Source organism: Acinetobacter sp. MB5, assembly GCF_003261585.1.
Classification (GTDB): domain Bacteria; phylum Pseudomonadota; class Gammaproteobacteria; order Pseudomonadales; family Moraxellaceae; genus Acinetobacter.
Genome location: NZ_POVU01000003.1, coordinates 33,702 through 55,616 on the forward strand (window position 1 = coordinate 33,702; position 21,915 = coordinate 55,616).

General features: G+C 42.7%; 20 protein-coding genes. 3 read left to right on the plus strand and 17 right to left on the minus strand.

The window, feature by feature from the left end; genetic code table 11:
* Positions 1–11 precede the first annotated feature (11 nt).
* The 4 genes from C1A47_RS05305 to thrS all read right to left on the minus strand — a co-directional run bounded on the left by C1A47_RS05305 (position 12) and on the right by thrS (position 3,914).
* Positions 12–437, minus strand: a complete 426-nt coding sequence (locus C1A47_RS05305; protein WP_111893161.1) for a YqaA family protein — start codon at positions 435–437, stop codon at positions 12–14.
* 33 nt (positions 438–470) lie between these two features.
* Entirely contained in the window at positions 471–1,088 is a 618-nt protein-coding gene (locus C1A47_RS05310; RefSeq protein WP_111893162.1) for a glutathione S-transferase N-terminal domain-containing protein, read from the minus strand.
* A gap of 346 nt (positions 1,089–1,434) precedes the next feature.
* Entirely contained in the window at positions 1,435–1,986 is a 552-nt protein-coding gene (infC, locus tag C1A47_RS05315; RefSeq protein ID WP_111893163.1) for a translation initiation factor IF-3, read from the minus strand.
* A 5-nt stretch (positions 1,987–1,991) separates the two neighbouring features.
* On the minus strand, positions 1,992–3,914 hold the full coding sequence (gene thrS, locus C1A47_RS05320; protein WP_111893164.1) for a threonine--tRNA ligase: 1,923 nt from the start codon (positions 3,912–3,914) through the stop codon (positions 1,992–1,994).
* A gap of 313 nt (positions 3,915–4,227) precedes the next feature.
* Here thrS and C1A47_RS05325 point away from each other — a divergent pair, with 313 nt between their 5' ends.
* Positions 4,228–5,871 carry an acyl-CoA synthetase gene (locus C1A47_RS05325; protein WP_111893165.1) on the plus strand — a complete coding sequence of 548 codons (1,644 nt, stop codon included), beginning with the start codon at positions 4,228–4,230 and terminating at the stop codon, positions 5,869–5,871.
* A 41-nt stretch (positions 5,872–5,912) separates the two neighbouring features.
* Here C1A47_RS05325 and yjgA read toward each other — a convergent pair whose 3' ends face one another.
* The 13 genes from yjgA to cysM all read right to left on the minus strand — a co-directional run bounded on the left by yjgA (position 5,913) and on the right by cysM (position 18,087).
* Positions 5,913–6,461 carry a ribosome biogenesis factor YjgA gene (yjgA, locus tag C1A47_RS05330; protein ID WP_111893166.1) on the minus strand — a complete coding sequence of 183 codons (549 nt, stop codon included), beginning with the start codon at positions 6,459–6,461 and terminating at the stop codon, positions 5,913–5,915.
* A 2-nt stretch (positions 6,462–6,463) separates the two neighbouring features.
* Positions 6,464–6,733, minus strand: coding sequence for an HPr family phosphocarrier protein (locus C1A47_RS05335; RefSeq protein WP_111893167.1), 270 nt, complete (start codon positions 6,731–6,733; stop codon positions 6,464–6,466).
* On the minus strand, positions 6,730–7,581 hold the full coding sequence (gene rapZ / locus C1A47_RS05340) for an RNase adapter RapZ (protein ID WP_111893168.1): 852 nt from the start codon (positions 7,579–7,581) through the stop codon (positions 6,730–6,732). The genes C1A47_RS05335 and rapZ overlap by 4 nt, the downstream gene beginning before the upstream one ends.
* A 32-nt stretch (positions 7,582–7,613) precedes the next feature.
* Positions 7,614–8,459, minus strand: a complete 846-nt coding sequence (gene panC, locus C1A47_RS05345; RefSeq protein WP_111893169.1) for a pantoate--beta-alanine ligase — start codon at positions 8,457–8,459, stop codon at positions 7,614–7,616.
* 2 nt (positions 8,460–8,461) lie between these two features.
* Positions 8,462–9,271, minus strand: coding sequence for a 3-methyl-2-oxobutanoate hydroxymethyltransferase (panB, locus tag C1A47_RS05350; RefSeq protein WP_111893170.1), 810 nt, complete (start codon positions 9,269–9,271; stop codon positions 8,462–8,464).
* The gene (folK, locus tag C1A47_RS05355; RefSeq protein WP_111893171.1) at positions 9,264–9,797 is read right to left on the minus strand and encodes a 2-amino-4-hydroxy-6-hydroxymethyldihydropteridine diphosphokinase; all 534 of its coding nucleotides are present in this window, start codon (positions 9,795–9,797) and stop codon (positions 9,264–9,266) included. Before folK ends, panB begins: the two co-directional genes overlap by 8 nt.
* Positions 9,794–11,257 carry a polynucleotide adenylyltransferase PcnB gene (gene pcnB / locus C1A47_RS05360; RefSeq protein ID WP_111893172.1) on the minus strand — a complete coding sequence of 488 codons (1,464 nt, stop codon included), beginning with the start codon at positions 11,255–11,257 and terminating at the stop codon, positions 9,794–9,796. Before pcnB ends, folK begins: the two co-directional genes overlap by 4 nt.
* 136 nt (positions 11,258–11,393) lie before the next feature.
* Complete coding sequence (locus C1A47_RS05365; protein WP_111893173.1) at positions 11,394–11,747, minus strand: ComEA family DNA-binding protein; 354 nt, start codon at positions 11,745–11,747, stop codon at positions 11,394–11,396.
* Between the two features lie 8 nt (positions 11,748–11,755).
* The gene (mazG, locus tag C1A47_RS05370; RefSeq protein WP_111893174.1) at positions 11,756–12,526 is read right to left on the minus strand and encodes a nucleoside triphosphate pyrophosphohydrolase; all 771 of its coding nucleotides are present in this window, start codon (positions 12,524–12,526) and stop codon (positions 11,756–11,758) included.
* Between the two features lie 74 nt (positions 12,527–12,600).
* The gene (locus tag C1A47_RS05375; RefSeq protein ID WP_111893175.1) at positions 12,601–14,901 is read right to left on the minus strand and encodes a RelA/SpoT family protein; all 2,301 of its coding nucleotides are present in this window, start codon (positions 14,899–14,901) and stop codon (positions 12,601–12,603) included.
* A 20-nt stretch (positions 14,902–14,921) separates the two neighbouring features.
* Complete coding sequence (gene rlmD / locus C1A47_RS05380; protein ID WP_111893177.1) at positions 14,922–16,319, minus strand: 23S rRNA (uracil(1939)-C(5))-methyltransferase RlmD; 1,398 nt, start codon at positions 16,317–16,319, stop codon at positions 14,922–14,924.
* Between the two features lie 10 nt (positions 16,320–16,329).
* Positions 16,330–17,148 (minus strand): 3'-5' exonuclease, encoded by an 819-nt coding sequence (locus tag C1A47_RS05385; protein WP_111893179.1) that lies wholly within the window; start codon positions 17,146–17,148, stop codon positions 16,330–16,332.
* 9 nt (positions 17,149–17,157) lie between these two features.
* On the minus strand, positions 17,158–18,087 hold the full coding sequence (cysM, locus tag C1A47_RS05390; protein ID WP_205669580.1) for a cysteine synthase CysM: 930 nt from the start codon (positions 18,085–18,087) through the stop codon (positions 17,158–17,160).
* A gap of 149 nt (positions 18,088–18,236) precedes the next feature.
* Here cysM and C1A47_RS05395 point away from each other — a divergent pair, with 149 nt between their 5' ends.
* Positions 18,237–21,035, plus strand: a complete 2,799-nt coding sequence (locus tag C1A47_RS05395; protein ID WP_111893181.1) for an ATP-binding protein — start codon at positions 18,237–18,239, stop codon at positions 21,033–21,035.
* Positions 21,036–21,107: 72 nt separating this feature from the next.
* Positions 21,108–21,908, plus strand: coding sequence for a crotonase/enoyl-CoA hydratase family protein (locus C1A47_RS05400; protein WP_111893183.1), 801 nt, complete (start codon positions 21,108–21,110; stop codon positions 21,906–21,908).
* Positions 21,909–21,915 lie beyond the last annotated feature (7 nt).

Below are 21,915 nucleotides of genomic sequence, written 5' to 3' on the forward strand. Positions count from 1 at the left end.
CCCCTTAAATTTTAAAAAATCCCTAAATATAAAACATATAAACACAAATAACGCCCACCTTTTGCAATGGTGACAATCCACAAGAATCGCCAGAACCTTTCCTGCATTAGTCCTGCAACCAAGGTAATCGGATCACCAATCACGGGTGTCCAACTCAGCAACAGCGAGTAAAACCCATATTGATGATAAATATTTTGAGCCTGCTGGAGGCGTTTTTCTGGAACAGGAAACCACTTTTTATGTTTAAAGTTTTCGATTTTTAAGCCGAGCCACCAGTTCACACAAGAGCCCAAGACATTTCCAATCGTTGCAACTAGCAATAATATGTGAGGTTTACTCAGACCTTGCACCAACAAAGTCATGAGTACAGCTTCAGACTGTAAAGGTAGTAAAGTAGCAGCTCCAAAAGCACAAATAAATAACAACCAGTAACTCATGAAGCTCAAACTAAGATGTGAAATAGATAGCGATTATAATTCGATTGACATTGCTTTTCGAACTGCAGGGCGCTCATGCATACGTTGCATATAGGCTTTGACGTTTGCAAATTCTTCTAGGTCAATGCTTTGCCATTCATAACGACACAACCACGGGAAAATCGCCATGTCTGCAATTGAATATTCCCCTGCGACATATTCCTGACCAATCAATTGTTTGTCTAAAACACCATATAAACGCTTGGTTTCATTGATATAACGGTCTATTGCATAAGGAATTTTTTCTTTTGCAAAACGATTAAAGTGATGATTTTGTCCCAACATTGGCCCCAAACCACCCATTTGCCACATAAGCCATTGTTCTACTTCAACCCGTTGCTGCTCATCTGTTGGGTAAAACAAGCCTGTTTTTCGGCCAAGATATTGCAAAATGGTTCCCGATTCAAATACAGAAATGGGTTCACCTCGTGGGCCGTTCTGGTCAACAATTGCAGGAATTTTATTATTTGGAGAAATCTTTAGAAAATCAGGCTGAAATTGATCATCTTCTGCAATGTTAATAGGAAAAATTTGATACTCAAGTCCCATTTCTTCAAGTGCAATTGTAACTTTACGACCATTGGGTGTCCCCCAATAATATACATCAATCATTTGAATTCCTTTGCCAATTTGAGTAAGTCGGTTTTCGTTTGCCTGTTATATCATGTTTTCATGAATGAGCTAAAACTATAAAATTGATAAAAATAATCAATTTATCGGTATAAAAATTTAACTGATAATCACATCATGATAATTTAAAAATATTTACAACACCTTAAAAATTAAACATCTCTAATGACATCCCATTCAAATTCTTAGTCATTATATAAAAACAGATACTTTTTTATTAAAACTTAAAATTGAGAGTTATGACAAAAAAATCTCTTTTCTGGTTTTATACACCATAAAAAAAGCACCGCTCAAATGAGCAGTGCTTTTTTTACGTCAAATCCGACAATTACTTTTTCTTTTTCGGTCCAAGTAACATGCCCATTTGGCGACCTTCCATTTTTGGTGCTTGTTCAACGACACCAATCTCAGCAACGTCAGCTTCAATTTTTTGTAATTGAGCTAGACCAAGTTGTTGGTGAGCCATTTCACGACCACGGAAACGCAAAGTAATTTTAACTTTGTTCCCTTCTTCCAAGAAACGAATAATCGCGCGCAATTTAACTTGATAATCACCTACGTCAGTTGCAGGACGTAATTTGATTTCTTTCACTTGTACTTGATGCTGCTTTTTCTTCGCATCTTTCTGCTTTTGCTTCAGATCAAACAAGTGCTTGTTGAAATCCATGATTTTACAAACAGGTGGCTCTGCATTAGCAACGATCTCAACAAGGTCAAGATCAGCATCTTCTGCAGCTCGCAATGCTTCATTTAATGAAACAATTCCTTTTTGTTCACCTTCAGCATCAATGAGCCGTACCTCTTTGGCACGAATCTCAGTGTTCAATGCTGGACGATTGCTTTTACCACCTTGTTGTTGGTTACGATCAGGCTGTTTAATCTTTCTTACTCCACAATGTACCGGCCACGTTCGGCGACGGCAGATTTCACCAAGTCAATGAAAGCATCAATTGACATAGTACCTAAATTTTTTCCTGAGCGGGTACGGACATTGACAGTACCTTCTTCAACTTCACGATCGCCGAGAACCAAAAGGTACGGAATGCGCTCAAGTGTACGCTCACGAATCTTAAAGCCGATTTTCTCATTTCTCAAGTCTGAAATGGCACGTAAACCATTTTCTTTGAGTTTTGCCACAACTTGTTCACACGCTTCTGCTTGAGAATCGGTAATGTTCATGACACATGCCTGAACTGGAGATAACCAAGGTGGCATGAAACCAGCATAGTGTTCAATAAGTATACCAATAAAACGCTCAAAACTGCCAAGAATTGCACGGTGCAACATCACAGGTTGATCACGTTCATTGTCTTCAGTAACAAAAGAGGCATCGAGACGTTCAGGCAAGTTAAAATCACATTGAATTGTACCGCACTGCCATACACGGCCTAGGCAGTCTCTCAATGAAAATTCAATTTTTGGCCCATAGAATGCGCCTTCGCCTGGTTGTAATTCCCAAGCTAGACCCGCTGCATCCAAAGCATCAGCCAAAGATTTCTCGGCCATGTCCCAAAGTGCATCATCACCCACACGCTTTTCTGGGCGAGTTGACAATTTCATTTGCACTTCTTCAAAACCGAAGTCTTTATACACATCTAAAGTCAGTTTAATGAAGTCAGCAACTTCCTGACCAATTTGTTCTTTGGTACAGAAAATATGTGCGTCATCTTGAGTAAAGCCACGTACACGCATAATGCCGTGCAATGAACCCGATGGCTCGTTACGGTGACATGAACCAAACTCCGCTAAACGGATTGGCAAATCACGGTAAGATTTCAAACCTTGGTTGAACACTTGCACGTGACATGGGCAGTTCATTGGTTTTACTGCATAGTTACGACTTTCTGAATGCGTCGTAAACATGTTATCCGCATAGTTTGCGGCGTGACCTGATTTTTCCCACAAAGTGAAATCGACGATTTGTGGTGTTTTAATCTCAAGGTAGCCATTGTCCTGCTGAACTTTACGCATGTATTGTTCAAGCACTTGGTAAATGGTCCAGCCGTTTGGATGCCAGAACACCATACCTGGTGCTTCTTCTTGCATATGGAACAAGTCTAACGCTTTACCAATTTTACGGTGGTCACGCTTTTCTGCTTCTTCAATACGTTTCACATAAGCAGCAAGCTGTTTCTTGTCCGCCCATGCTGTCCCGTAAATACGCTGTAACTGTTCATTCTTCGCATCACCGCGCCAGTAAGCACCAGAAATTTTAGTGAGCTTGAATGATTTTAAGAATTTTGTGTTTGGAACGTGTGGGCCACGGCACATGTCCAAATAGTCTTGATGGTAGTACAAGCCCATTTGAGTTTCTTCAGGCATGTCCGCAATCAAGCGTAATTTGTATTCTTCACCACGTGCAGTAAATTCTGCGATCACTTCATCACGTGGAGTCATTTTTTTGATGACATCATAGTCTTGGTCGATGAGCTTTTTCATACGCTCTTCGATGGCTGCCATATCATCTAATGTAAATGGACGTGGCATCCAGATGTCATAGTAGAAACCTTCTTCAATGACAGGACCAATCACCATCTTTGCTTCTGGGAAAAGCTGCTTCACTGCATGACCAACCAAGTGCGCACATGAGTGACGAATGATTTCAACACCTTCATCATCTTTAGGCGTAATGATTTGCAATGTTGCATCTTCGGTAATTAAATCTGATGCATCAACCAAGCGGTCATTGACACGACCTGCGACTGTATTTTTTGCAAGACCAGGACCAATGCTTAACGCAACGTCCATCACAGATACGGCGTGATCAAACTGTTTTTGATCGCCATTTGGCAAAGTGATAATTGGCATAGATAAATCCTTAAGGAGTGATGCCCCGCACAATAGAGCATGTCACCGCGAGATTAAAATCGAGGAAATCCTCAAAATAAAAACGGTGGGTAAAAAATTCCCCTACGATTCTACACGTCTTGGGCTATTTAAGAAACCTTTGTATTTCAATCTGTAATTTTTTTAAATTTGCCATTCTGTCAAGTTCGAAAGCAAGACGCGCAGGTCAACAAAATTAAGACTAAAGCCGCGCAGATTTTTACAGTTAAATTCATCTAATGTGTATACAAAACAACCAAACCGATATAACAACAACATGACAGGAGTCATTGACATGGCAGTCAGTGCATATGATGAATTACCCAAAAATGCAGCCAACTTTGTTGCATTATCGCCATTACGCTATTTGGAGCGGGCAGCACATATTTACCCACATCAGGCCGCAATGATTCATGGATCACGGCAGATTACTTGGCGTGAAAAATATACCCGCTGTCGTCAGTTTGCTCATCAGCTTAATCAACTGGGTATTGGCAAAAATGATACGGTTTCCGTGCTGTTACCTAATATTCCCGCCATGATTGAAGCGCATTTTGCCGTTCCAATGGCAGGCGCTGTGCTAAATACCTTAAATACTCGCCTTGATGCCAAAACACTGGCCTTTATGCTGGATCATGCTGAAACCAAGCTATTACTGGTCGACAGTGAATTTTCGGCTCTCGCACAGGAAGCATTGGCTTTGGTTCAACATCAGATTCAAGTAATTGATGTGCATGATGCTGAATATGAAGGTGCTGTGCAGGACATTGGCTTTATTGAATATGAAGCTTGGATTGCTCAGGGTGATCCTAATTTTGAATGGCACTTACCTCAAGATGAGTGGGATGCGATTAGCTTAAATTACACCTCAGGCACCACAGGCAACCCGAAAGGTGTGGTTTATCATCATCGTGGGGCTTACATTAATGCCGCCAGTAATATCATTGCCAGCGGCATGATTCCGCGTGCCAAATATTTATGGACACTTCCACTCTTTCACTGCAATGGTTGGTGTTTTGCATGGACGATGGCAGCCAATGGCGGAACCAACATTTGTTTACGCAAAGTCGACCCCGAACTGGTATTTAAACTGATTGCAGAGCATAAAGTCGATTATTTCTGTGGCGCGCCGATTGTGCTATCTCTACTCATCAACACACCAAAAGAGAAACAGGCTCATTTTGACCATCGTGTTGAAGTGATGGTCGCGGGTGCTGCACCGCCTGCTGCGATTATTGAAGGCATGCGTCATCTTGGGATTAATGTCACACATGTCTATGGCTTAACCGAAACCTATGGCCCTTCTGCACTCTGTGCGTCACAGGCAGGCTGGAGTGAACTCTCCATTCAAGAACAAGCTCAGCTTCACTCTCGTCAAGGTGTTCCCTATCCGCTGCAAGATGGCATGAAAGTGATTGATCCTGAAAGCATGCAACCTGTCCCGCACGATGGTCAAACCATGGGTGAAATTATGTTCCGTGGCAATATTGTGATGAAAGGCTACCTTAAAAATCCAAAAGCCACAGAAGAAGCCTTTGCAGGTGGATGGTTTCACACGGGTGATCTGGCCGTCTGTCAGCCCGATGGCTATGCCAAAATCATGGATCGCTCCAAAGATCTGATTATTTCTGGTGGGGAAAATATTTCATCGCTTGAGATTGAAGAAGTGCTGTATCGACACCCTGCGGTTTTAACAGCAGCAGTCGTGGCTAAACCCGACCCTTACTGGCAAGAAGTTCCTTGTGCTTTTATTGAACTCAAAACAGGTCATGAACTCAGTGCTGAGCAACTGATTGAGCACTGCAAACTGCATCTGGCACGTTATAAGTTACCCAAAGATATTGTGATGACCGAGATTCCAAAAACCTCTACAGGAAAATTACAGAAGTTTATTTTAAGAGAATGGGCAAAACAGCGTGCTGAACAGCAAACAGGCTAAGTTACACTTAAAAAATAAGCGACCTTGATGGTCGCTTATTTTTATCTTGATTTGCCTTGATCAGACAACAAACCAATTTGTTGTACATAGTTCAACAATTTTTGACGAGAAACTTCAAGCTCCTCTTCGGTTGCTTCAAGTTTTTTATCACGATGAATACGCAAAATATGCTGACGCAACGTATGTTTATCAGTTGCGTTAAACTGTTTGCTAAATTCGTGAATGGCACTGTCACCCTGTTCAATCATACGATCAACCCAGCGTTGCAATTGTGCTTGTTTTTTTGCACCTTGCTGCGGGGTCAAATATGACAAAATCAAACTTTCATCTTCATTACGAAGAAGTTTACCAATACGTTGAAATTGACGGCGGCGCGCTTCAAATGAGCTAATCGCCTGTACATCTAACAACGCTTCAATTAAACGCTCTTCAACTGGAAGTTGTTGAATTTGCTTAGTCGAAAGCGCTGCCAATTGTTCACCCAAAGCAGCCATACGTTGTACGGCTTTCTTTTGTTCAGTTTTACTCGCACGACCTTCTAAAGATTCAAAATCTTCTTCGGTATAGCGTTGTTGCGGTCGTCGTGCCACGTTTAATCTGCCTCATAAAATTTTGCTGCGAAAAGTGCCTGAACTTCGTCCAAGGCTTTCTCTTCATCTGGTCCGTCCACAACAAGTCGTAATGTTGTTCCCTTTCCAGCACCAAGCATTAGCAATGCCATAATGTTCTTTGCATCGATCAACTTTTCGCCCTTACCGATTTGAATCGAAGCGCGAAATTTGGTGGTCACTTCAATGAGTTTGCCAGAGGCACGTGCATGTAAACCAAGTTTGTTAATTACATCTACTGTCGTGTCAATCATGACCAATGCTTCATTTCTCTATGTAAAACCTGAATAGACCAATTCGCTTGTAATGCTTTTTTAAGTCTATCCACCATATAAACTGAGCGATGCTGCCCACCCGTACACCCAATGGAGACGGTAATGTAATGTCTATGCCCTTCTGCAAAGGCAGGAAGCCATTTGTCTAAAAATTGATAAATATCATCAAACATGGCATTGGTTTGATCGCTTGCCCCCAAGAACTCCTGAATCGGTGCATCGAGACCAGAGAATTTGCGCAATTCTAAATCCCAATGTGGGTTTGGCAAGTGCCGTACGTCGAAAACATAGTCAGCATCGAGTGGAATGCCATGTTTATAACCAAATGATTGCAAAATCACAATCATATCTTCTGACTGTCCAAGTTTGGACAACAAAGTATGTTTTAAATCATGCACACTTTTGTCTGTGGTATCAATATTCACCGTTGCACGAAACTGAATCGGCATTAACAGACTTTTTTCTGCCTGAATACATTCAAGCAGAGTTTTATAACGGGATGCAAGTGGATGCGGACGACGTGAAGCACTAAAACGCGTAATCAAGCCCTGATCTTGCGTGGTTAAGTAAATGACATCAACCACACCATGTTTTTGTAACTGTTCAAAGACATGATCAAATTCTTGAAAATCCGCCTGAGTACTACGAACATCCACCCCTAGAGCCAACTGCTCTAAGTTATTTTCATGATCCAGTTTTGCCACAATTTCAGGAAGCAGTGCCAACGGCAAATTATCAATACAGTAATAACCCAGATCTTCAAGCACTTGTAGCGCTGATGATTTTCCTGAACCTGACTGACCTGTGACAATTAAAATACGCTTCATGACACTGCTTTCCTCATTGCTTTTAAACAATGTTATCCAACAAATTTGACAACTAAATTATCAATTAGACGAGTTGTGCCTAATTTCGCAGCAATAAAGATCACTGTATCTTGCTGGAAATCGGTCACTGCTTGCAATGTTGGGCTACGCGCTTCTACATAATCTATAACAAAGCCAGCATTTGTCAGTTGTGTTTTGATCTCGGTTAAAACCTGATCCAAGCTCACACCATTTAACAATGCTTGTTCGGCCTGTTTTAAACTTTTGTAAATCGTAGGTGCAACTGCACGTTGTTCAGGTGTCAAATAACCGTTACGTGAACTGAGCGCCAAGCCATCATCTGCACGGGTAATCGGCACGCCAATCACTTCGATTGGGAAGTTTAGGTCTTGAACAAACTGGCGAATCACTGCAAGTTGCTGGAAATCTTTTTGCCCAAAGAACGCAAGATTAGGCTGAACAATATTGAATAATTTGCTCACCACCACAGCTACACCATCAAAATGCCCTGGGCGTGATGCACCGCATAAATCTTCAGTAATTCCTGATACACTGATATTGGTCAAACGAGGTTGTTTGCCATACATTTGCTCAACACTTGGTGCGAAAATAATGTCACAGCCAACATCAGCAAGTAATTGACTGTCTTTATCTAGCGTTCGTGGGTAGCTTGCATAATCTTCATTAGGTCCAAACTGAATTGGATTCACAAAAATACTCACCACAACCACATCACAAAGTTTTTTTGCTTCACGAACCAAATTGAGATGACCTTCATGCAGGTTCCCCATGGTTGGAACAAAACCAATGCGTTTTTTTGCAGTGCGAGCTGGGCTAAGTGCTGCATTTAACCCCTGAATCGTCGTTTCAGTTTTCATGATTACAACTCAACTTGGAAAGTATATTCGATACTTGGGAAACTCTGATCGAGTACGGCATCATGATATGCTTTTAAAGCATCAACGATGGCATTTGCACCCGATTGTTCTGCCATAAAGTTACGTACAAATTTGGCAACTTTCCCAAAAGTTAATCCTAACATGTCTTGTACAACAAGTACTTGGCCATCTGTGTCATTTCCAGCACCAATTCCGATTACAGGAATGTGCGGGAACAGTTCTGTGACTTCTTTACCCAACTGTGCAGGAACACATTCAAGCAGTAACATTGCTGCACCTGCATCTACCAAAGCTTGGCAATCTTCAATAAGCTGATCGGCAGCATCACGAGTTCTGGCTTGTAATTTATAGCCACCAAAGACATGTACGGATTGAGGTGTTAACCCTAAATGCATACACACAGGAATACCATTGCGGGTTAAATTTCTAACGGTGTCCGCAAGCCAAGCACCACCTTCAATTTTGACCATTTGCGCACCTGCCTGCATCACGGTACGGGCATTTTGCAAGGCATCATTTAAGGTTGCATAGCTCATAAATGGCAGGTCAGTCATGATAAAGGCATGCTGATTGGCACGGCGTACTGCCGCTGTATGATATGCCATATCCGCAACTGTCACAGGTAAAGTTGAATCGTGCCCTTGAATGGTCATTCCCAAGGAATCACCAATCAAAATACTATCGATTTTAGCGACTTCCATCGCTTTTGCCATACTTGCATCATAGCAAGTCAGACAAGAAAACCGTTTCCCTTGTGCTTTCAGTTGTCGTAAATCATGGAGACTAATCATCAGCGTCCTCTTGTTCATCCTGACGTTGATTCTGAGGAGACACCTGAACCCAATCATTGCCGAGCATCGGGGTTAGTCCTGATGACTGAACAAGTTCGAGTTGTTTAAGTGGCTGAGAATCAACTGTTAACTCTACATCTAAGTCTAATAGTGGGATCACCACAAAATCACGCAATAACACCCCCACATGCGGTACAGTGAGGCGTTCATGTTGAATTTTTTCTTGACCATATAACAGCAAGTCCAAATCTAGAGTACGTTCACCCCAACGGCGTAAACGGACTCGACCTGCTTCATGTTCAAACTGTTGTAATTGATCAAGCAATGCTAAAGGCGCTAAATCAGTATTTAATTCAGCAACTGCATTTAAATAATCGGGTTGGTCTTGTGGACCCATCGGGGGTGTACTGTATAGCTGAGATACTCGTACCTCACCCAATGTTGTAAGCTTAGTCACAGCTTCTTGCAGAATTTGCAGCGAATCACCCAAGTTACTCCCTAAGCCAATATAACTTTTTACTGTCATTGTGTTGGCCCGAAAATCACTTGGCTTAAATCACGTTGTACACGTTTACGTTTTAAAATCGGGTGATTGGCATCAATGCTGTCACCACTCTGTGCACTTAATGCAACAGCAGATGAAGTCACAGGTACAGACGATTTTTGACGTGAACGACGACTGCGACTTGGAGCTTCTGTCACCAATGGTGCCATACTACTTGTTGTGTCAGCTTCAACTTCTTCCGCACGTACTTTATTGTTGGCACGGCGAGTTTTTGCCCTTTGACGATTATATTGCGCAATCGTAACTTCTTTTTCGTCAGTGGTCATGTCCTGATAGACTTCCCACCACTGCCCCATACCTTGCGTATTTCCATCACCAGACTTTTCACGTAAAAGTAAGAAGTCAAAGCCCGCACGGAAACGCGCATGTCCTGCCAATGTTTCAATTTGCTGAGGTTTCGGGTTCAACAAACGGGTTTGCATTTCCCAAACTTCACGAATAAAGGTTTCAGCAAAACGTGGAATAATGGTCCGTGTTGACTGACGTTTCAGTACATCTAAGCCTGCTTGAGCGCGTGCTTCAGCAGCAACTACACCTTTTGCAGCATAAAAATCTGTACGTTCCAAGAAGTTATTCCAGAGCAATACTGCATAGAAAAATGCAGGGTTGATGGTTTTACCAATTTGAATACGTTGATCGGTATTTCGGGCAGCAAGCGCAATAAATTTGGTCACTTCTGGACGAAGCTCAGCAAACAATTGTTTCCACACACCAAAATCAATCAGTAACGACAATACATGTTGCAAATGCCCCATGGTAAAGAGTTTCTGAGACTCATCATAAAGACGATGCGGAGAGATATCGCGTAACAGTTGCGTCATCTCAGGCGTAAACACGTCTAAAATTTCTGGTGCAATACTAAAATTCAGCTTGGCAGCAAATCGTAATGTACGCAGCATGCGTACAGGATCTTCTTCAAAACGGGTCTTTGGATCACCAAGCAAACGCAAGGTTTTACTCTTTACATCATCAATTGCATTGCAAAAATCTAAAATCACACCTTGGCGTGGTTGATAGTACATTGCATTAATTGAGAAATCACGGCGAGCAAAATCCTGCTCGATTGTTCCCCAATTGTTGTCACGTAAAATCATGCCCTGTGCACTGGTCACTGCTTTTTTTGGAGGCGCACGAAAGGTCGCAACTTCAATCAGGTCACGGCCAATATAAACATGAGCCAGCTCAAAACGCCGCCCAATAATTCGACAACGACGCCCAAACACCTCTTTAACCTGCGCTGGCGTAGCGTTGGTTACAGCATCAAAATCCTTCGGATGCAGTCCGAGCATTAAGTCTCGAACCCCGCCACCGACGATATATGCCTGATAACCTGCTTTGGTGAGAGCATCAATAACTTCTACTATGGAAGAAGGTAATTGTTTGATGGATAAACCATATTTTGACGCGCGTAAGGTATGCAAAAGACGCTTTCTCCTACGTCTGGAGTTAATATTTTCAATCGTTGCTAATCATAGAGCATAGACCAATAAAGGGCAATTTGATTCTTCGTTCAAGCAAATGCGAATTCCCCATTGAATCTGTAGATTTTTTCAGCAACTACAACACCAAATTTGAACGGTTTTTCTCTAGTAGCTTATCACCAATTCCTTTCACATTTTTTAATTCATTAATGCTTTTAAACCCGCCATTTTTCTGTCGATATTCCACAATTGCTTGTGCTTTCTTTTCTCCAATTCCTTTCAGTTTATTACTGAGTTCACTGGCAGATGCCTGATTGAGACTTACTTGTTGCGCATTATGTACAGTGGAAGCAGTACTTTGGGGGTACTGCGCCTGTTGCTGTTGTTTCCACTGTGCATAACGTTGATCATAATTTTGTGTATTGTTATTTGCCGATACTGAACATACGAATCCTAAACTCAATAGTAATGCACTGAAAGTTTTAATCATTTTTTAACTCATGATGATGTTTGTTGTTTTGCTTGCTCCCATAGTTGATCCATTTCGGCAAGGCTCATGTCCTCGACTAAACGACCTTGCTGCCGAGCCTGATCTTCTATAAATGCAAATCGTGTTCTAAATTTATGAATTGTTGAGAGTAAAGCAGTTTCTCCCGAGAGTTCTAGTTTACGACCAACATTAATTAAAGAGAATAAACAATCCCCAAATTCAGCCTGTATTTCATCGGGATTTTGTTGTTGTATCGCATGTTCTAGTTCAGCAATTTCTTCATGAACTTTTGCCATAGCATCTTCAGTCGTCACAAAGTCAAAGCCAATTTTGGCGGCCTGTTTTTGAATCTGTTCAGCCTGCGATATGGCTGGGCCATGCTTAATATCACTCAAATAAGAGCGGACTTGGCCTTGTTTTTCTTGTTGCTTAATGTGTTGCCAAAGTTCAGAAACCTGTTCAGGGGTTAAATTGGCATATTGTTCAGACTGAAACACATGTGGATGGCGGCGAATCAGTTTTTCGGTAATCGCCTGCACTACATCGTTAAAGTTAAATGCCTGCTGCTCCGCATACATTTGTGACTGGAACACCACCTGTAAAAGCAAATCCCCAAGCTCATTGCGAATTTCAGCAAGATTTCCCTGACGAATTGCATCCTCAACTTCATAAGCTTCTTCAATTGCATAGCGAGTCAAGCTTTGAGGTGTTTGTGCTTTATCCCACGGGCACTGCTCACGCAGTTGCTGCATAACATTTAATAGCTGCTCAATTGGCATGTATTTCCCCAAACATAAAATTTCAGCAAGAAAAAAGCCAACATCGAGGTTGGCTTTTCTACTCAAAATCAGACTTAATTACCTTGCACCAAACGGCGTGCACTAATAATTCCTGGTTGTTGCTCAAGACGGGCGAGCAAGCGTGATAACTGCGCCAAACCTTTGACTTCAATCAATAATTTCATATTTGCAATACCATCTGCTTCAGAAATGGTATTCACTTGGCGAATATTGATTTGATCCGAAAAAATGACTTGCGTTAAGTCACGCAACAAGCCACGACGGTCATACGCCTCAATCACAATCTGGACACTCTGACCACGTGTTGGTTGTAATTCCCAATCCGCTTCAACAGCACGTTCAGGCTCTTGAAGAATCATACGCACATAGTCTGGGCATTGTAGCTTGTGAATACTCACACCACGATTCAGCGTGATATAGCCACCAATTGGCTCGCCATGTACAGGCTGACAGCACTGAGCAATATGCAGTTCTACATTGTCCAGACCATCAATCAGAATTCCATGCGCCGATAAAGTATGACTCGCACGTGGATTCAGCGCAGGTTTTAAAACCAGTTCAGGCTCATCCTGATCCAGTTTCATGTGACGATTGACCTGATTCATCAGGGCATGCAAGCTAATATCACCACTCACCAGACCAATCAGAATGTCATCACCTGATTTGACATTAAAATGACCACAATAGTCATTTAGATCAATACTTTTTGGATGAATCGCCAGACGTTGCAACTCTTTGGTGAGTAGCTCACGCCCAACTTCCAAGTTCTTGCTACGATCTTGCTGTCTAAACCAATGGCGCAACTTGTCACGTGCACGTGAGGTTTTAATATAACCTAGAGAACTTACCAACCAGTCACGGTTTGGCTCACGGTCTTTCTTGGTTAAGATCTCAACCTGTTCACCTGTTTTCAAGGCATAGGTTAAAGGTACATAACGCTGATTGACGCGTGCGGCATAGCAGTGGTTCCCCACTTGGGTATGCACATGGTAGGCAAAGTCTAAAACGGTTGAACCACGTGGTAACTCTTTAATGTCACCATCTCGGCTAAAGACATAGATTTTTTCAAAGTCATCAAAGTCTTGTAACTTGTCAAAATCATCTTCATCTTTGGGATGCGCACTGGTTTCGTTACGTTCCTGATAATGCTCAAGTACCGCACGTAACGAATGCAAACGATGATTGAACGAGAAGTCGGTATTTTTCGACCCTTCTTTGTAGTTAAAATGCGAACAAACACCTAACTCGGCTTCGTTGTGCATTTCATGCGTACGAATTTGTACTTCGAGTGATTTGTTTTCTGCAATCACTGCGGTATGCAAAGAGCGATAACCATTGGCTTTCGGATTGGTAATATAGTCATCGAACTGATGCGGGATATGCCGCCAAATCTGATGAACAATCCCGAGCACGTGATAACACTCAGGCACATCTTTCACCAATACCCGTAGTGCACGAATATCGTATAACTGGTCAAAGCTGAGGTTCTTACTCTTCATTTTACGGTAGATCGAATAAATATGTTTCACCCGACCTGTAATTTCCGCATCAATCCCGTCATTCGCCAGCTCAGTCTTGAGCTGATTGATGACTGACTGAATATACTGCTCACGCTCCAAGCGCTTTTCATTGAGTAATGTCGCGATTTCTTTATAACGATCTGGCGCCAAAAAGCGAAATGCCAAATCTTCCAGTTCCCACTTGAGCTGAGCAATGCCTAAACGATGCGCCAGCGGTGAGTAAATGGTTAAAATCTCGCGGGCAACCCGTTCCTGACGTTCTTTTGGTGATTTTGCCAGTTCACGCAGTTCGTAAGTACGTTCTGCAAGTTTAATCAGAACGACGCGCACATCCTCCGTGACCGAAATCAGCATTTTATAAATGCCTGTCAGATGCTCGCGTTGGTTATTATTAAAGTGGTCTTCTAAGCGCTTGTTCTTTTCAATCAGCTCAGATAACTTACCCATCGACAACGTGCCCTTGACCAGACTGAGGACACCTTCACCATAACGTTGCTGAACTTCGTCCAGTGTGGTGACACCTTCACGCACACTTCGATAGAGCAACGCGGCGATTAATGTATTTTCATCGACATGCAAATGCGCCAAAATGTTTGCCATACCAATACCAGTGGCAAAGGTATTACTGCGGTGATTTACCGTAGTTTCTAATTCTTTTTGTAGCGTTAGCCTTGCGACCTCTTCCAATGTGGTCAATTTCGCCCCATCCAAATGGTGGCGTACGCGCTCAAGCCAATCTGCTAAATCGTTTTGCGCTTGTAGGGCATGTTCGACAGTCGTTTCTTCTGACAACTGAGTGAGTCGTTCAGGTAACTGCTCACGTACTGTGACCATACCTATCTCCTATTATCGTGTCATTCATTATCGTCGTTCATCAATTCTATTTTCTCAAACAAGGTAATCGACTCGACATGACCTGTATGAGTAAACATATCCATGACGCCTGCTTTTTTCAGCTGGTATCCCTGTTGTATAAGAATAGCAGCATCACGGGCAAGCGTGGCAGGATTACAAGAGACATAAACAATGCGTTTCGCATTAAAGTTAGAAATATAATGCATAACTTGCTCTGCCCCCGAACGCGGAGGATCAATCAATAATGCATCAAATCCTTGTTTTGCCCAAGTTTGTTGTGAAAAATCTTTTGTTAAATCATGTGAATAAAAACTTAATTGCATAAGCCCATTATGCAATGCGTTTTCTGTACCACGCTGAACCATGTCATCACTGCCTTCCACAGCAACCACTTGTCCACTCTGACCTACACAACGTGCCAGTGGTAAAGAAAAGTTTCCTAGACCACAAAATAAATCCAGCACGCGCTCACCTTGCTGCAACTCAAGCAATTCACATGCCAATTCTACCATTTGTGCGTTTACCGTGGCATTTACTTGTGTAAAATCTGACGGGGCAAACGCAAAATCGACATCAAAAGCCTCTAAACGATAGTGCAACCGCATTGGCTGCTTGGCATCGACCCGATGAATACTGTCCGTTCCTTCAGGTTGCAGATACAACTGCCAATGATTTTTTTGCGCAAAATCTAAAAGTTTTTGAACATCTGGTTGAATTAAAGCTTTGGTATGACGTAACAATAATGCAACTTCATCATCTCCCATTGCCAATTCTATATGACCAATATCCGCTTTGCCTTTTAGACTTTGGAGTAATTTTTTCAATTCAGGTAAAGATTGGTCGAGTTTTTGATCAAGCACAGGACAATGCTGAATATCAATTAAGCGATTGCTTTGACGCTCTCGAAATCCCATCACCAATTGCTGTTTTTTTGGAATATAACGCACCCCGATCCGCGCACGGCGACGATAGTCACTGCGTTGTGAACGAATTGGTTCAAGCCAAACTTCGGGTTCAATCCCCGCAAAGTGTTGTAAATGTGATGCCAACACCTGTTGCTTGAAACGAATCTGCTCATCGGGATGCATGTGCTGCAAATTACAGCCACCACAATGCTGAAAATGCGGGCACATCGGCTGAATACGATGTTCAGACGGTTCTGATAACAACTCAAGCGTATCGGCTTCTTCTAAGCGTTTCACCTGATGCGTAATTTTTGCCTTGACCTGTTCATTCGGCAAAGCAAACTGAATAAAGACCTTCTTGCCATGCTTGTGTGCGGGATGTCCTCGTTGCACATCATAATGGGCAATCCCTCGTCCCTCGTGCGATAACGATTCCACATGAAAAGTGTAAACTTCCGAAGAAGCGCTGCGAGTTTGGGCGTGCTGTTTCAAAAACAAAAACCTAATCTTGAACTGGGAAAAAATGAGAACTAAATGGCGTGTATTGAGCAGTTTTCTGCCACTGTGCCAAAAAGTCTTGCTGCTGAGGTTGGGTCGTCAAATACTGAATGGTATTATCAATCAACTGACGGTGATCTTCTGCTAAAAGCTGCCCTTTGAGCAGCATCCAGCGCAAGTAAATCAACCATGTATTTAATACATCGCCTTCGCAATACTGGGTCAATTCAGCCCATGCCTGCTGACGAATCTGTTCAGGCACCAAATAACCCGCGCCTTGACGTTTACCTGGAAAACCGAGCAACTGGGCAATATCATCCAGTTTCTGGAAATTACGTCCATTAAACATCGCCATCACATCCATCAGATCGACATGTTGATGATGGTAGCGGTTTTGATAGTTGTTAAAGCGCTTTTGACTGTCGATTTCCCCTTGATCAAACAAGGCAGGCGCTGACAGACCGTGATACATGGCGCGGAACAAAATCACAGGTAAATCAAACTGCGAACCATTCCAACTCACCAAAACAGGATGGCGCTTTTCAAAAATCGAGAGAAACTTTTGCAATATGGTTGCTTCAGAATCATGCTCACGGCTAAATGAAAACAGTTTCAAGCCTTTTTCATCAATCCACAAACCTGAAATACACACGATTTCATGCAATGGAATCCGCTGAAAATCCGTACCATGTTCCTGACGACGCAATTTATTTAAAGCCTGTTGCAAGTCATCTTGTGACAAATCCTGCAACTGATACAAATGCGCTCCCGCATTTAAATCGGTAATGGTTTCAATATCGAATACTAAAACGGGTAAGCGCATGCCATCTCTCTATTCTTGATCATCTACGGAAAATAAGCCTGTAGACAGGTAACGGTCACCACGGTCACAGATAATGCAGACAATCACGGCATCAGGTTGTTCTTCGGCAATCTTTAACGATGCCCATACAGCGCCGCCCGATGAAGTTCCTGCACTAATACCTTCAACACGCGCCAATTTACGCATGGTTTTTTCCGCTTCAATCTGTGGAATATCAATAATGCGGTCAATACGTGAAGCATCAAAAATTGTAGGTAGATATTCTTTCGGCCAGCGACGAATCCCTGCAATGCTGGAACCTTCTTCAGGTTGCAAACCGACAATTTGAATCTCTGGATTTTGTTCTTTTAAATATTTAGACACACCCATAATCGTGCCTGTCGTGCCCATCGCACTGACAAAATGCGTGATTTTTCCAGCAGTTTGTTGCCAGATTTCTGGGCCAGTGGTGAGGTAATGCGCTTCAGGATTATCTAGGTTACCAAACTGGTTGAGCACCAGACCTTTACCCTCTTGCTGCATCTGCATTGCCAAATCACGCGCGCCTTCCATGCCTTGCTGCTGCGTCACTTCGATGAGTTCAGCACCATAAGCCGACATTGCATCTTTACGTTCTTGGCTCATGTTATTTGGCATGATCAGCTTCATTTTGTAGCCACGCATCGCAGCCACCATTGCCAAGGCAATCCCTGTATTACCACTGGTCGCTTCAATCAGGGTATCGCCTGGTTTGATTTGCCCGCGTTTTTCAGCCTGCATAATCATATTGTACGCAGGACGATCTTTAACCGAACCTGCTGGGTTATTACCTTCCAATTTCGCAAGTACCGTGGCGTTGGTATGACAGGCTAAACGCTGTAAACGAACCAATGGGGTTTTGCCAACATAATGATCTAACAAGAATTCATCTGCGAAAAAGTCTGGATTGTAATTACTCATGATATGCACCTTGATCGAGGTGGGCATATTGTATGAAAAAAACCAGTTTACTGCACCCATTTCGCTATTTTTTCTGAAAATCATGAAAGCCATAACTCACTTAAGAAAGCGTGCTAATATGCGAAAGTTGGGGAAAAAATCATATTGGTATGGCAAAACTGAAAAAATCTTTATTACAACGGCTACAACTCAACCATGCATATGGACAGTTGGTTGCACTTATTTTTATTCCAATTGCCATTATTGCTGCAGTTGGCAGTATCTTAGTCATTCAAGAAACTTCAGCTTCTGCTCGCAGCCAACAACGCCATGTTGCGATTGCGATTTTATCCCGCTATCAAAAAACAGCTGAGCTTTTAGCATATACCGTTGAAAAAGAACCCAAACTACAACCTAAAGCGCGCAATATCCTCATGCGCATGCTCAATGAGCCTTATTTACAACGCGCTGCACTCTTACAAGCCGATGGAACAGTCTTACTGAGTATTGGCTACCAACCTCAACTCCAATGGCCAAAAATAAATACCAACAGCACGTTTATCGGGCCAATTCATTTTCATCACAATACGATTTATGCAGCCAAGGTTTCCCCGACAGGCGCAAAACCTGCTTGGCTAGTCATTGAACTCGATAACAAGCCTTTAGAGATTGCCCATTATCGGGTGATTACCGTCCTGTTAATTACGGTATTTATCACATTATTATTACTAATGATGTGTCTAAATTTCTATTCACGGCGCTGGATTGCACCACTGTATGAAATGCGCATGCTGTTACAGCGTTTAAATGCTGACAATCTTGACCAATTGGTTGCAGTCAACAGTAGCGGTGAATTGCGTTATTTACAAAAAGATCTTTCAAATACGCTTAAACGTTTGCATTACAGTTTTTTAGAGCTGCGCGACCATACAGAACAAACTGAAGATGACTTACGTCGTACTCTTGACACACTTGAAGTGCAGAACATTACCTATCGTCAGGCACGTGACCAAGCAGTTTCAGCCAACCAGTCAAAATCGGTCTTTTTGGCCAATATCAGCCATGAACTGCGTACACCGCTCAACAGTATTGATGGCTTTATCCATTTAATGCTGCGTCAAAACAATCTGAGTAATGATCAGAATTTGTATTTACAAACTATTCGTAAATCTTCTGCTCATCTGCTCGCACTGATTAATGACGTTCTCGATTTTTCTAAAATTGATGCAGGAAAACTCGAACTCGAAACTGCACCTTTTGAGCTTGAAGATGCCATGTTCGATGTCATGGACATGCTCTCCCCCCTAGCATCTCAAAAAAACATTAATATTGCGTTTTACTTTGCCAATGATTTACCACAAGAAGTCATCGGTGATGTATTACGTTTCAAACAGATTTTAACCAACCTGATTTCCAACGCGATTAAGTTCACCCCAGAAGGTGAAATTATTGTGCGTGCGCGGATGGAGCATGATGACTTTGGTGAATGCACCATTCACTTTAGTGTGCAAGACAGTGGCATTGGCGTCAGTGGCAATGACCGTAAAAAACTGTTTGAGTCATTCTCACAAGGCGATGCCTCAGTGACCCGTCAATTTGGTGGTACAGGTTTAGGTCTCGCGATTTCCAAACAGCTTGTGCATTTAATGCATGGTCAAATCGGCTTTGAAGATAACCAAGAACGTGCACCGACAGAAAAAGGCTCGACTTTCTGGTTTACGGCCAAGTTTAAAGTGGATGATGAGCAAGATTCGCCAACCATCGACTTTAGCCATGTGCATGTGGTGTCGTTTTTATCACACCCTGCGACAGCCAATATTTTCCGTCATTATTTGGAAAATTATCACGCCAACCATACCGAAGCATTCTCATTGCTAGATTTGTTTAGCCGCTTGCATCACTTACCAACCGATGAATATACATGGGTGGTGGTCGATCATGGTGGAGACACACATGCTCTTCTCAAGGAAATTCGCACCCGTTATCAGGGACATTTAGCGGTTTATGGCTACCAGATGTCGCTTGAGCCGAATATTTTAAGCGAATCTCGTGCAACCCCGCTCTATCAACCCCTCAGTCGTAGTGCCCTGATTCAGCTATTGAGCAATCAAATCAATTTTGAAGAAGAAGATAAAGAATCTTTCGATGGTCAAGGTTTACATGTCTTGGCAGTCGACGACCATTTACCGAACCTGATTGTGCTTGAAGCCTTACTCGGTGAACTGAATGTCACCACCACCAAAGCACTGAGCGGGCAAGATGCACTCAACCTGATTCAGCAGCGTTTAGACAAAAAGCAAAAGCCATTTGATTTAATCTTTATGGATATTCAAATGCCTGTGATGTCTGGAATTGATACCACGCGCGCCATTCGCTCTTTGGAATCTACACTTGAAAATGTGCGCTTCCCGATCATTGCTTTGACCGCACATGCGCTTGCGGATGAAAAACAAAAACTGCTTGCGGTGGGTATGGATGACTATGTTTCAAAACCGATTCAGATTGAACAGCTCATCCAGATCTTAACCCAATACACCAAACAGCAATTTACTGAAAATACCAACAAGCCTGCACAAAATTCAGCGATTGAGACCCTTGATCCTGAAATTTTAGATTGGCAACAAAGTTTGCAACTTGCTGCCAACAAAGAAGATTTAGCGCTCGATCTGTTGCAAATGCTGGTGGATAGCTTTAAGACTGAGCTAAATGAAATGCAACAATTGATTGAGCTGGAGGATTTTCCTCAACTCGAACACGTGCTACACAGACTCTATGGTGCAACGCGTTATGTGGGCGCACCTAAACTTCAGCAAGTCTCGGGTGAGTTTGAGCAATTTGTCTCTATTTTGCGTAAAGAGCGCCGTGTTGCAGATGATGCTTTCATTCAAGATGTACTCAAACACTTCGATGAACTCACCTTGGTCATTAGCCAAACTGAGCATGCCGCACAAAGCATTTTGCATAAGTGACTGACGTGTCAATCTGCCGAGTGACTAGCTCTGTTACACTCGGTAGATATTGACCTCAGGATGAAGCTCAACATGTCTTTACTACGCATTGAAAACAGCAATAATATCGTCACCGTCTATCTCAACCGTCCAGATAAACGCAATGCCATGAGCTTTGCCTTGCTGAAAGAACTTTATGAGACAGCACAGCGCTTGCGTCGCGATCGCCACGTTCGTGCTGTGATTTTGACAGGTGAAGCACAGGTCTTTAGCGCAGGCATTGACCTGAGCGATTTAAACTCTCCCAAACAACGAGCTTTCGCCTTATGGGAACTGGTTAAACCCCAGCAAAGTTTGTTTCAAAAAGCATTTTTGGTCTGGCAGCAACTTCCCGTTCCTGTGATTGCCGCACTGGAAGGCTATTGCTTTGGTGCAGGCATGCAACTGGCTTTGGCCGCAGATATCCGCATTAGCCATCCAAATACCCAGTTTTCAATTATGGAAAGCCGTTGGGGTCTAGTACCCGACATGGGACTTACCCAGTCTCTTAAAGGGTTAGTCAGTATTGACCTCGCCAAAGAACTGACCTTTAGCGCTCGAATTTTTGATGCTCCCTACGCCAAACAAATTGGGTTAGTCAGTCATCTTGATGAATCACCATTGCAACGTGCACAAGCTCTAGCAGAAGAAATCGCGACTCGCTCACCCGATGCTGTCATGGCAGCCAAATCTGTACTCAACAGCATGCTGCATCAACCGCTAAAAACGGCTTTACGCAGTGAAAAAATTTGGCAACTCAAGCTAATTCTTGGTAAAAATAGTCGACTTGCTCGGCTCAAAGACAAAGCACCCGAAACTGTCTACCTCAAACGACAATTTCAAGATTCAATATAGAGAATAA